General features: G+C 68.1%; 12 protein-coding genes. 6 read left to right on the top strand and 6 right to left on the bottom strand.

Annotated features, from left to right (window positions below):
* Positions 1-122: 122 nt before the first annotated feature.
* Positions 123-1031, top strand: coding sequence for a 2-oxo acid dehydrogenase subunit E2 (locus tag KXD97_RS14685; protein ID WP_260757575.1), 909 nt, complete (start codon positions 123-125; stop codon positions 1029-1031).
* A 38-nt stretch (positions 1032-1069) separates the two neighbouring features.
* Here KXD97_RS14685 and KXD97_RS14680 read toward each other — a convergent pair whose 3' ends face one another.
* Positions 1070-1939: an LLM class F420-dependent oxidoreductase gene (locus tag KXD97_RS14680; RefSeq protein WP_260757977.1), complete on the bottom strand. Its 870-nt coding sequence runs from the start codon at positions 1937-1939 to the stop codon at positions 1070-1072.
* Between the two features lie 136 nt (positions 1940-2075).
* Here KXD97_RS14680 and KXD97_RS14675 point away from each other — a divergent pair, with 136 nt between their 5' ends.
* Positions 2076-3323, top strand: a complete 1248-nt coding sequence (locus tag KXD97_RS14675) for a primosomal protein (RefSeq protein ID WP_260757573.1) — start codon at positions 2076-2078, stop codon at positions 3321-3323.
* A 7-nt stretch (positions 3324-3330) separates the two neighbouring features.
* Here the strand turns inward: KXD97_RS14675 and KXD97_RS14670 are convergent, their stop codons facing one another.
* The 3 genes from KXD97_RS14670 to KXD97_RS14660 are packed head-to-tail and all read right to left on the bottom strand — an operon-like array spanning position 3331 to position 6151.
* Positions 3331-4419 (bottom strand): adenosine deaminase, encoded by a 1089-nt coding sequence (locus KXD97_RS14670; RefSeq protein ID WP_260757572.1) that lies wholly within the window; start codon positions 4417-4419, stop codon positions 3331-3333.
* 11 nt (positions 4420-4430) lie between these two features.
* A complete protein-coding gene (locus KXD97_RS14665; protein WP_260757570.1) occupies positions 4431-5732 on the bottom strand; it encodes a thymidine phosphorylase in 1302 nt (433 codons plus the stop codon).
* Positions 5729-6151, bottom strand: a complete 423-nt coding sequence (locus KXD97_RS14660) for a cytidine deaminase (protein ID WP_260757569.1) — start codon at positions 6149-6151, stop codon at positions 5729-5731. The genes KXD97_RS14665 and KXD97_RS14660 overlap by 4 nt, the downstream gene beginning before the upstream one ends.
* 218 nt (positions 6152-6369) lie before the next feature.
* On the opposite strand from KXD97_RS14660, the gene sdhC reads away from it, so the two are divergent.
* The 4 genes from sdhC to KXD97_RS14640 are packed head-to-tail and all read left to right on the top strand — an operon-like array spanning position 6370 to position 9824.
* Positions 6370-6798, top strand: coding sequence for a succinate dehydrogenase, cytochrome b556 subunit (gene sdhC / locus KXD97_RS14655; RefSeq protein WP_260757568.1), 429 nt, complete (start codon positions 6370-6372; stop codon positions 6796-6798).
* Positions 6799-6812: 14 nt separating this feature from the next.
* Entirely contained in the window at positions 6813-7286 is a 474-nt protein-coding gene (locus KXD97_RS14650) for a succinate dehydrogenase hydrophobic membrane anchor subunit (protein ID WP_260757976.1), read from the top strand.
* A gap of 13 nt (positions 7287-7299) precedes the next feature.
* The gene (sdhA, locus tag KXD97_RS14645; protein WP_260757567.1) at positions 7300-9054 is read left to right on the top strand and encodes a succinate dehydrogenase flavoprotein subunit; all 1755 of its coding nucleotides are present in this window, start codon (positions 7300-7302) and stop codon (positions 9052-9054) included.
* Positions 9054-9824, top strand: a complete 771-nt coding sequence (locus KXD97_RS14640; RefSeq protein ID WP_260757566.1) for a succinate dehydrogenase iron-sulfur subunit — start codon at positions 9054-9056, stop codon at positions 9822-9824. The genes sdhA and KXD97_RS14640 overlap by 1 nt, the downstream gene beginning before the upstream one ends.
* Before the next feature lie 58 nt (positions 9825-9882).
* Here KXD97_RS14640 and KXD97_RS14635 read toward each other — a convergent pair whose 3' ends face one another.
* Both KXD97_RS14635 and KXD97_RS14630 read right to left on the bottom strand, forming a co-directional pair.
* The gene (locus KXD97_RS14635) at positions 9883-11067 is read right to left on the bottom strand and encodes an AI-2E family transporter (protein ID WP_260757565.1); all 1185 of its coding nucleotides are present in this window, start codon (positions 11065-11067) and stop codon (positions 9883-9885) included.
* Positions 11068-11152: 85 nt separating this feature from the next.
* Entirely contained in the window at positions 11153-12019 is an 867-nt protein-coding gene (locus tag KXD97_RS14630) for an alpha/beta fold hydrolase (protein WP_260757564.1), read from the bottom strand.
* Between the last annotated feature and the right edge of the window lie 100 nt (positions 12020-12119).

Raw genomic sequence — 12119 nt, 5'->3', positions numbered from 1 at the left:
CGTCCCGGTTCTCCCGAAGTGACCTTGTGCTCTGGCCTCGAGGCGGGCCGCGTTCTGACAATTGACCGCGCCGGCCCAGACGGCAGTTCCCGTCGGGGCCCGTGAGGGAAAGGGGATCGGCGATGATCGGAGCGCTGCTCGGGACGACGTCGTCGGTCCCGTTTTCCGTGTGGCGCAAGATCGCCATGGCCACGTGGCGGCCCCGGACGGACCCGATCATCTCGGCCACGATGGACGTCGAAGCGACCCGGCTCGAGGAGTACATCGGCGAGGTCCGCGCCGCCACGGGCGAGCACATCACCCCGATGCACCTGGTCGGCCGGGCCGCCGCCAAGGTGTTCGTGGCGCTGCCGGGACTCAACGGCCGGGTGGCATTCGGCAGCTTCCTGCCGTCGCCGACCATCGACTGCTTCTTCGTCGTGTCCCTGCGCTCCGATCCGGTCGCGGGAGTCGAGGCGTCCGCGACCGACCTGTCGGGGGCGGTGGTGCGGCGGATCGACGAGAAGCCCCCGTGGACCGTCGCCCGCGAACTCGCCGACCGCGCTGCGCGGATCCGGCACGGTGACGATCCCCAGTTCAAGCGGGCGAAGACGATCGCCCAGCTGGTGCCGCCGCTGGCCCTGCGCCGGATGATGGACGGCATCGGCTTCGTCACCGAGACCTTGCAGTTGCCCCTACCCCTGCTCGGGCTGGAAGCGCGCCCCTACGGCTCCGTCCTGGTCAGCAATGTCGGCACCTACGGTCTGGAGACCGCCGCCGCGCCGGTGCCGACGTTCTGCCACGTGCCGTTCGTGATCGTGGTGGGCGGGGTGATCGACAAGGTGGTGGCCCGCGACGGTCAGCCCGTGGTCCGCCAGGTGCTGCCGATGACGATGACGCTCGACCACCGATTCGTCGACGGCTACCAGGCGGCCACCATGGCACGGGTCTTCCGCGAGTACATGGAGGATCCGGCCGCGTTTGACCCGGTGCCCGCAGCCACGGCGCGACCGCGGCCGGCACCGCCGAAACTCCAGTCCACGCGGTCCTGACCCGACCCTTCTCCGACAGACGCGATCTGGGCGTGCGCTCAGGTGCGTACCCGCATCCATCTGCCGGCCAGCTCGGAGATCCAGGCCTCCGCGGCGATCGGGTCCGCGGGCGGGCCGGCCACCAGGACCAACTCGTCGATGCCCGCGTCGGCCAGCCGGCCCGCGTCGGCAGGCACCGGATCCCGCAGGGCGACCGCCACCTTCAGATCGGTCGGGTCACGGCCCATCTCTCGGCAGAGCGCGCGCAGCTTCGACACCCGTGACGCCGCTTCCTCGACGTCGGCGAGGTTGAAGCCGTACCAACCGTCGCCCCACTCGGCGACCCGACGCAGCGCCGCATCGGAGTTGCCGCCCAGCATGATCGGGATCGACCGGCCGTGCGGCTTGGGGTTGACGCGCACCCGGTCGAAGGCCACATACCGTCCGGAGAAGGACGCGACGTCGTCGCGCCACAGGGTGCGCATTGCCGCGACGTACTCTGCCATCCGGTCCGCCCGGCCCTCGAACGGCACCCCGAGCGCGTCGTACTCGGCTTTCGACCGCCCGATCCCGACGCCCAGCGACAGCCGCCCACCGGTCATGCGGTCCAGCGACGCGGCCTGCTTGGCGGTGATCACCGGGTTGTGCTCCGGCAGCACCAGCACCCCGGTCGCCAACTCGATCCGGTTGGTCGCCGCCGCGGCGAAGCTGAGGGCGACCATCGGGTCCAGCCAGTCGGTCTGCGGGGCCAGTTCGATCGCCCCGTCGTCGCGGTAGGGGCGCTGTGACCGCGGATCCCCGGGCATCACCACCCGCTGCCCCACCCACAGCGTCGCGAATCCCGACCGCTCGGCCGCGGCCGCCACCGCATCGATCACGGTGCGCTGCGCACCGGCGCCGATGCCGAGGCCGTGCAGGCCCAGTCTGATCACCCGGCGATCATGGCAGGCTTGACCAACATCCCAAGCGACGAACGGGTTGCGGTACGGCAACGGTGGGCCACGCCCGGGGTTAAGCACGGCCATGCCCACGATGCCTTTGGGCCAGGTCGTTAGGCTGTGCCGCATGGCTGCTGACATCGTGCCGATCGGACTGACGTTGACCAAGGGCGACGTGTACACGCTGTGGGCGCCGCGGTGGCGTGCCGACGGCGACGAGTGGGAGGCCTTCCTCGGTAAAGACGAGGACCTCTATGTCCTGGAATCAGTGGCCGACCTGGCGGCTTTCGTGCGTACCAGCACCGACAACGACCTCGTCGACCACCCGGCGTGGCAGAAGCTGACCGAGGCCAACGCCCACCGGCTGGCGCCGACCGATGAGAACACCCACGACCTGGTGGTCCTGGAGGAACTGCTCTCCAAGAAGCCGACCGAGGACAGCGTGCGCGCATTGCACGGCGCGCTGGCGGTGGTGTCGTCGATGGGTTCGGTGTGTGAACTGCCCGCGGTGACGAAGTTCTTCAACGGCAACCCCGTGCTGGGCACCGTCGGCGGCGGCGTGGAGGCGTTCGCGGGCCGTGCCGGCCGCAAGCGCTGGGCGGAGATCGAGAAGATCATCGCCAAGAGCTGGGACAACGTGATCGAGGCGCTCGACGCGATCATCACGATCCCCGAGGTGGACAGCGCCGCCGTGGCGAAGGCCCAGGCCGAACTCGACGAGCCGGCTCCGGAGCCCGACGAGGACGACCTGGTCATCGACGATGTGGTCGACACCGACGAGGAGGCCGACTCGCTGGCCGCCGAGGCCGCGACCAAGGTGCTCGGCAGCGACAAGGATTTCTGGTCGCGGGTCGGTATCGATCCGGTCCGGATCATGACCAGCCGCGGCACGTTCTTCACGCTGCGCTGCTATCTGAACGACCACCCGATCTTCCTCGGCCGCAACGGCCGCATCAGCGTGTTCCCGTCCGAGCGGACACTGGCCCGCTACCTGGCCGACGAACACGACCACGACCTGTCCGACCTTGCCACCTACGACGACATCCGCACCGCGGCCACCGACGGTTCGCTGCGGGTCGACGTCACCGATGACAACATCTACGTCCTGACCGGGATCGTCGACGACCTGGCCGAGGGTCCCGACGCGCTCGACCACGATCAGCTCGAGCTCGCCGTCGAACTGCTGCGCGACATCGGCGACTACTCCGAGGACACCAGCGTCCAGACCAAGCTCTCCACCGACACCGCGCTGGGCCGGGTGATCGCCCACGTGCTCGACCCGAAGACGGTCCGGCCGGGCGGACCGTACGCCGACGCGGTGGCGCAGTGGGAGTCGCTGGAGTCGTTCGCGGAGTCCCGCCTGCGCGAGGAGTGAGTTCGGCTTACCCCACCAGGACGGCGTAGCGCGGCTTGATCACCTCGTCGATGATCGCCAGCCGCTGGTCGAACGGGATGAACGCCGACTTCATCGCGTTGATGGTGAAGCGCTCCAGGTCGCTCCAGCCGTAGCCGAACGTCTCGACCAGCCGCAGCATCTCCAGGCTCATCGAGGTGTCGCTGATCAACCGGTTGTCGGTGTTGACCGTGACCCGGAAGCGCAGCCGCGCCAGCCGGTCGAAGGGGTGCTCGGCGATGCTCTTGACGGCACCGGTCTGCACATTCGAACTCGGGCACATCTCGAACGGAATCCGCTTGTCCCGCAGCAGCGATGCGAGCCGGCCCAGCCTCGCGGTGCCGTCGGCGTCGATCTCGATGTCGTCGACGATGCGCACACCGTGGCCCAGCCGATCGGCCCCGCAGAACGCGATCGCCTCGTGGATCGACGGCAAACCGAACGCCTCGCCGGCGTGAATCGTGAAGCGCGCGTTGTTGCTTCGCATGTACTCGAAGGCGTCCAGGTGCCGGGTGGGAGGATATCCGGCCTCCGCCCCGGCGATGTCGAAGCCGACGACACCCTTGTCCCGGAACCGGATCGCGAGCTCGGCGATCTCCCGAGAGCGGGCCGCATGACGCATCGCGGTCACCAGGCAGCGCACCGTGATCGTCCGTCCGTCGGCGGCGGCGGCCTTCTCGCCGTCGGCGAAGCCGGCCAGCACCGCGTCGACGACGGCGTCCAGGGACAGCCCGGCCTCGATGTGCAGTTCGGGGGCGAACCGGACCTCGGCGTAGACGACGTTGTCGGCCGCGAGGTCCTCGACGCATTCGCGGGCGACGCGCTGCAGCGCGTCCGGGGTCTGCATGACGCCGACGGTGTGGGCGAACGGCTCTAGGTAGCGCACCAGCGAGCCGCTGTGCGCGGCGGTGTGGAAGAACGTGGCGAGGCTGTCGACGTCGGTGGCGGGTAGGTCCTCGTAGCCGTACTGCTCGGCCAGCTCCAACACCGTCGACGGACGCAGACCGCCGTCGAGGTGGTCGTGCAACAGCGCCTTGGGTGCGCGCCGGATGTGGTCGAGCGTCAACGGTGTCGTCACGGCAGAACCTCCTACATGGTGATCCGATCGATGATGAGCGGGCGCGCGGGCGGCGGCTGATCGCCGACACTCCACGCCCCGTCGAGCTCGGCCAGCGCGCCGGCGAGCCGCTCGGGAGTGTCGGTGTACAAGGTGAACAAAGGTGCGCCGGCGGCGACGGGCTCACCCGGCTTGCGGTGGATGCGCATGCCGGCGCCGAACTGCACCCGTTCACCGGGCGCCGAGCGGCCCGCCCCGAGCCGCCACACCGCCAGTCCCACCGCCATCGCGTCGATGTCTCCCATGGTGCCACCGCGCGGCGCGCTGACGGTCTCGGTATGCGCACCCAAGGGCAACGCCGCATCGGGGTCCCCGCCCTGGGCGGCCACCAACTCTCGGAACCGGTCCATCGCGGTGCCGTCGCGCAGGGTCTGCTCGGGGTCGACCGCGTCCAGGCCGGCGGCGTCGCACATCTCGCGGGCCAGGGCCAGGGTCAGTTCGACGACGTCGCCGGGTCCGCCGCCGGCGAGTACCTCCAGGGATTCGACGACCTCGACGGCGTTGCCGACGGCGCGTCCCAGCGGTGCGTTCATGTCGGTCAACAGCGCGCGGGTCAGCACACCGTGCTCGGCCCCGAGCTCGACCATGGTGCGGGCCAGCTCCCGCGACTCGGCCTCGGTGCCCAGGAACGCCCCCGACCCGACCTTCGAGTCGAGCACCAGCGCGCGGGTGCCCTCGGCGATCTTCTTGCTCATCACCGAGCTCGCGATCAGCGGCAGCGACTCGGTGGTCGCGGTGACGTCGCGCAGTGCGTAGATCTTGCGATCGGCCGGCGCCAGCTCCCCGGCGGCGAAGATGGCCGCCCCGATGTCGCAGAGTTGTTGGCGGATCCGGCCTTTGGAGATCTCGGCGGTGAAACCGGGGATGGACTCCAATTTGTCGAGGGTGCCCCCGGTGTGGCCGAGCCCGCGCCCGGCGGCCTGGGGCACCGCGCCTCCACACGCCATCACCACGGGCACCAACGGGATGGTGATCTTGTCCCCGACACCGCCGGTGGAGTGCTTGTCCACCAGCTTCAGCGCCCGGCCGTCACGCCGCAGATCGCCGAAGTCCAACCGCTCCCCGGAGGCGATCATCGCGGCGGTCCAGCGCGCGATCTCGGCGTTGGTCATGCCGCGCAGGAAGATCGCCATCAGCAGCGCCGACATCTGCGCATCGGCGATCCGGTCGTGGGTGTACGCGTCGATCACCCAGTCGATCGCCGCGTCGGACAGGACGCCGCCGTCACGTTTGGTCCGGATGACGCTGGGCGCGTCGAATGTGAGGCCGGTCACGGTGTTTCCTCGGCGGGCACGCGATTTCGGGCCAGATCGTCGGGACCGAACGCGTCGGGCAACAACTCGCGCAGCGGGCGCGGGCCGAGCGGATGGTCGATGAGCATGTCGGGGCCGCCGTGCTCGAGCAGCACCTGCCGGCAGCGTCCGCACGGCATCAGCACCTCACCGTCGGGTCCTACGCAGGACAGTGCGACCAGCCGTCCGCCACCGCTGGAATGTAGGGCGCAGACCACTGCGCACTCGGCACAGAGACCTAGGCCATATGAGACATTCTCCACATTGCATCCGGCCACCATCCGGTGATCGTCGACGAGGGCGGCCGCTCCCACGCGAAATCGCGAATAGGGCGCGTAGGCATACTCAGAGGCATCAATTGCTTTACGGCGCAATAACTTCCAGTCGATCTCTGCCGTCACGTCACGCCGCCCGATCCGACTCTGAATCAATTCCGAACACCCCGTCCCGCGACCCGAAGTCCCAGATAGGCGACCCTAACTTCTACCCTGGAAGCAGCGCATACGCCCCCACGCTAGTTCGTTTGACAGTACGTAGGGGATTAGAGTCGCCCCGAGGTTTGGGGCTTCGGCAAGCAGGACCGAGCTTCGAACGTCCACCGATGGCGTTGGAGGGTCACATGAGTACGGCGACACCAGCCGATACCGACATACCGGCACCGCGATCACAGCCGATGCGTCGCCGCACTTTCTACCGTGGTGACCCGGGCATGTGGTCCTGGGTTCTGCACCGCATCTCCGGTGCCACCATCTTCTTCTTCCTCTTCGTGCACGTGCTCGACACCGCGTTGGTGCGGGTCAGCCCGCAGGCCTACAACGAGATCATCGAGACCTACAAGACCCCGATCATCGGGCTCATGGAGATCGGCCTCGTCGCTGCCGTGCTGTACCACGCGCTCAACGGCATCCGGATCATCCTCATCGATTTCTGGTCGGAGGGTCCGCGGCACCAGCGCAAGATGCTGTGGGTGGTCGCCGGCGTCTTCATCGCCGTGTTCATCGCGTCGGTCGGAGTGATAGGTATGCACATGGCGGAGAGGTTCCTGTGAGTACAGGAAAGAAGATGGCCGAGAACCCGTACGACCACATCACCGAGCGCGGCGGCCCGGCTCCCGTCATGCAGCGCAGCTTCGACCGCCCCGCGGGCCTGGACAACCCGCGCGCGGCGCGGCGCGGCGGCGGAATGCCCAACTTCGAGAAATACACCTGGCTGTTCATGCGGTTCTCGGGTGTGGTGCTCGTCTTCCTGGCCCTCGGCCACCTGTTCATCATGCTGATGTGGGAAGACGGCGTATACCGCATCGACTTCAACTACGTCGCCGAGCGCTGGTCGTCGCCGTTCTGGCAGACCTGGGACCTGCTGCTGCTGTGGCTGGCCCAGCTGCACGGCGGCAACGGGATGCGCACGATCATCGCCGACTACACCCGCAAGGACTCCACCAAGTTCTGGCTCAACACCCTGCTGGCGCTGTCGATGGCATTCACGCTGGTCCTCGGCACCTACGTGCTGCTGACGTTCGACGCGACGATTTCCTGACTGGGAGCGACACATGATTGTTGAACACCGCTACGACGTCGTCATCGTCGGCGCCGGCGGCGCGGGCATGCGGGCGGCCGTGGAAGCCGGCCCCCGGGTCCGGACCGCCGTGCTGACCAAGCTCTACCCGACCCGCTCGCACACCGGTGCGGCGCAGGGCGGCATGTGCGCCGCCCTGGCCAACGTCGAGGAAGACAACTGGGAGTGGCATACCTTCGACACCGTCAAGGGCGGCGACTACCTGGCCGACCAGGACGCGGTCGAGATCATGGCCAAAGAGGCCATCGACGCCGTACTGGACCTGGAGAAGATGGGGATGCCGTTTAACCGCACCCCCGAAGGCCGGATCGACCAGCGCCGCTTCGGCGGCCACACCCGCGATCACGGCAAGGCCCCGGTGCGCCGCGCGTGTTACGCCGCCGACCGCACCGGCCACATGATCCTTCAGACGCTGTACCAGAACTGCGTCAAGCACGACGTCGAGTTCTTCAACGAGTTCTACGCCCTCGACATCACGCTGACCGAGACGGCCTCGGGCCCGGTGGCCACCGGTGTGGTGGCCTACGAGCTCGCCACCGGTGACATCCACGTCTTCCACGCCAAGGCGATCGTGTTCGCCACCGGTGGGTCGGGCCGGATGTACAAGACCACGTCAAACGCGCACACGCTGACCGGCGACGGCCTGGGCATCATCTTCCGCAAGGGACTTCCCTTGGAGGACATGGAGTTCCACCAGTTCCATCCGACCGGCCTGGCCGGGCTGGGCATCCTGATCTCCGAGGCCGTGCGCGGCGAGGGCGGCCGGTTGCTCAACGGCGAGGGTGAGCGCTTCATGGAGCGCTACGCGCCGACGATCGTCGACCTCGCACCGCGCGACATCGTCGCCCGCTCCATGGTGCTGGAGGTGCTCGAAGGCCGCGGTGCCGGACCGAACAAGGACTACGTCTACATCGACGTGCGCCACCTCGGCGAGGACGTATTGGAAGCCAAGCTGCCCGACATCACCGAGTTCGCGCGCACCTACCTGGGCGTGGATCCGGTCAAGGAGCTGGTGCCGGTCTACCCGACGTGCCACTACGTCATGGGCGGCATCCCGACGACGGTCAACGGCCAGGTGCTCTCGGACAACACCACGATCGTGCCGGGTCTGTACGCCGCCGGCGAGTGCGCGTGCGTGTCGGTGCACGGCGCCAACCGTCTGGGCACCAACTCGCTGCTGGACATCAACGTGTTCGGCCGGCGCGCCGGGATCGCCGCGGCGAACTACGCCCTGGGTCACGACTTCGTCGACCTGCCCGACAAGCCGGCCGAGATGGTGGTCGGCTGGGTCGGCGACATCTTGAGCGAGCACGGCAACGAGCGCGTCGCCGACATCCGCGGCGCGCTGCAGCAGTCGATGGACAACAACGCCGCGGTGTTCCGCACCGAAGAGACGCTCAAGCAGGCGCTGACCGACATCCACGCGCTCAAGGAGCGCTACTCGCGGATCACGGTGCAGGACAAGGGTAAGCGCTACAACAGCGATCTGCTGGAGGCCATCGAGCTCGGCTTCCTGCTCGAGCTGGCCGAGGTCACCGTCGTCGGGGCGTTGAACCGCAAGGAATCTCGCGGCGGCCACGCCCGCGAGGACTACCCCAACCGCGACGACACAAACTACATGCGGCACACGATGGCTTACAAGGAGGGTTCGGACCTTCTGAGTGACATCCGCCTGGACTACAAGCCCGTCGTCATGACGCGGTACGAGCCGATGGAACGGAAGTACTGATGAGCGCGCCTGTTCTGGACAAGCAAGACACTCCCCCCGTGCCCGAGGGCGCGGTGATGGTGACGCTGAAGATCGCCCGGTTCAATCCGGAGTCCCCCGATGACGCCGGCTGGCAGAGCTTCCGCGTGCCGTGCCTGCCCAGCGACCGGCTGCTGAACCTGCTGCACTACGTGAAGTGGTATCTGGACGGCACGTTGACGTTCCGCCGGTCCTGCGCGCACGGGGTGTGCGGCTCGGACGCGATGCGCATCAACGGCGTGAACCGGTTGGCGTGCAAGGTGCTGATGCGCGACATGCTGCCGAAGAACCCGAAGAAACAGCTCACCATCACGATCGAGCCGATCCGCGGACTGCCCGTGGAGAAGGACCTCGTCGTCGACATGGAGCCGTTCTTCGACGCCTACAAGGCGATCAAGCCGTACCTGATCACCTCGGGCAATCAGCCGACGCGCGAGCGGATCCAGAGCCAGACCGACCGCGCCCGCTACGACGACACCACCAAGTGCATCCTGTGCGCGTGCTGCACCACTTCGTGCCCCGTCTATTGGAGCGAAGGGTCCTACTTCGGACCGGCCGCGATCGTCAACGCACACCGCTTCATCTTCGATTCGCGTGACGAGGCCGCCGCCGAGCGGCTCGACATCCTCAACGACGTCGACGGAGTGTGGCGCTGCCGCACCACGTTCAACTGCACCGAGGCCTGCCCACGCGGCATCGAGGTGACCAAGGCGATCCAGGAGGTCAAGCGCGCGTTGATGTTCGCGCGCTGACCCCGATCGCTCAGCGGCGTTCCTGCCCAGCGGCGAAATCGCATTCCGCGCGGTGTTCTCACGAATTCGCGCGCGTGGAATGCGATTTCGGCGGCTCGTCGGCGTCGTCCGGCTCGGCGGTGACATCGTCTGGCTCACGGTCGGGCGCAGGCCGGTCCTCCCCCGTGGCCGCGGCCACCTGCTCGTCGTAGTACCGCAGCACCACCGCGACCGCCGCGGCCACCGGGACGGCCAGGAACGCGCCGATCACGCCGAACGTCGAGGCGCCCAGCGTGACCGCCAGCAGCACGATCGCCGCGTGCAGCTTCATCGACTTCGCCTGCAGCCACGGCTGGAGCACGTTGCCTTCCAACTGCTGCACGGCCAGGATGATGCCCAGCACGATCAGCGCATTCACCGGGCCGTTGGCGACCAGCGCGACCAGCACCGCCAGACCGCCGGCGACGAACGCGCCGACGATCGGCACGAAGCCGCCGATGAACGTGATGATCGCCAACGCGTAGGCCAGCGGCACGCCGAGGATCACCAGCCCGATCCCGATCAGGACCGCGTCGACCAGGCTGACCAGCGCCTGAGTCCGGATGAACCCGCCGAGGGTGGACCACACCCGCTCCAGCACCGTGGCCAGGTGTGGCGCAGCCGGCATTCCGACCGTGCGGCGCAACCACGGGATGAACGCCGGACCGTCCTTGAGCACGAAGAACGTGACCACCACCGTGGTGAACAGCGTGACGAGCGCCGACGTCGCCGCGCCCACGCCGGTGAACAGCCCCGACGCGATCTGCGCGCTGCTGTTGTTCAGCGTGTCGTTGATCGCCGCGACCGCCGAATTCAGCTGGGCTTCACTGATATTCAGCGGTGGGCCGTCGAGCCAGTCGCGCACCTGCACCACACCGGCGGTGGCCTGTTCGGCCAGCTCGGTGGCCTGGTCGATGATCGCCGGCGCCACCGCCGCGATCACGGCCACGATCACGCCGAGAGCAACCAGCAGCGCGAGCAGCACCGCCGCGGCCGCGGGCACGCCCCTCCCGCGCAGCCACCGCACCGGCGGCCACAGCACGGTCGACAGGATCAGCGCCAGCAGCACCGGCAGCAGGATCACCCAGGTCTTGCCAACCACCCAGGACAGCACCCACAGGGCCGCGGACACCGCGAGGAACCACAGCGCAACGGTGGCGCAGGCCCGGAGATGGCTTCGGTAGATCGATCCGCGGCTGGGGGTCGCCGGCGTCGTAGCGTTCACCCGCCTCTTCTACCCCACCCCGGCACGCTTCAACTGGTGTTTGCGGGGTGAGAATGATCGCCCGGTGGCGACGGGCGCTCCGGGATCACGGCAGCCGGCGGGCCAGGAAGTCGCGGATCAGCGCGATCGCCTGGGTCAGGGCGCTCTCCAGCAGGAAGTGGCCGCCGTCGAGCAGGTGGATCTCGGGGTCGACGGCGTCGTCGGCGAACGCGCGGGCGCCGTCGGGCCCGAAGAACGGATCCTTGTCACCCCACACGGCCAGCAGCGGCACCGCGCTGGTGCGCAGGTAGTCGTGCAGCGCGGGATAGATCTTCGGGTTCGTCGCGTAGTCGAGGAACAGCTTGAGCTGGATCGCGTCGTTGCCGGGGCGCGACAGCAACGCGTAGTCGTGGTGCCAAGTGTCCGGGCTGACGACGGACTCGTCGGGCACGCCGGCCAGGTACTGCCGCCTGGTCGCCTCGAAGGTCAGCATCTCGCGCAGCGCCGCCGCGGTCTCGGGGGTCTGTTCGCGCTGGTAGTCCCACACGGGCACCCAGCCGTCGACCACGAAGCCGGCGTCGTAGCCGTTGCCGTTCTGGGTGACGATCGCGGTGATGGCCTCCGGGTCGCGCAGGGCCAGCCGCCAGCCGACCGGCGCGCCGTAGTCCTGGACGTAGATCGCGTACCGGTCGACGCCCAGTTGACTGAGAAGGCCGGCCACGGAGTCGGTCAATGCGTCGAAGGTGTAGTCGAATTCCTCGACCGGGGGTGCGTCGGAGTAGCCGAAGCCGAGGTAGTCGGGCGCGATCACGTGGTAGTGGTCGGCGAGCTCGGGGATCAGGTTGCGGAACATGAACGAGCTCGTCGGGAAGCCGTGCAGCAGCACGATCACCGGGTTCCCGGGCGTCCCGGCCTCGCGGTAGAACAGCCGGCGGCCGTCCACGATGGCGTAGCGGTGATGCACATCGATCATGACTAACCCGGATTTTTCGCGGAAGTTTGCGTTCGATGGGGTGTAGATACGCGAAAGTGCCTGTCCTGCAAGGAATAATTGGACTTCTCTAGGGTTCAAT

The organism is Mycobacterium sp. SMC-8 (genome assembly GCF_025263565.1).
Taxonomy (GTDB): domain Bacteria; phylum Actinomycetota; class Actinomycetes; order Mycobacteriales; family Mycobacteriaceae; genus Mycobacterium.
Note: the sequence above shows the minus strand (reverse complement) of the source record. Positions and strands in the feature narration are given on the sequence as shown.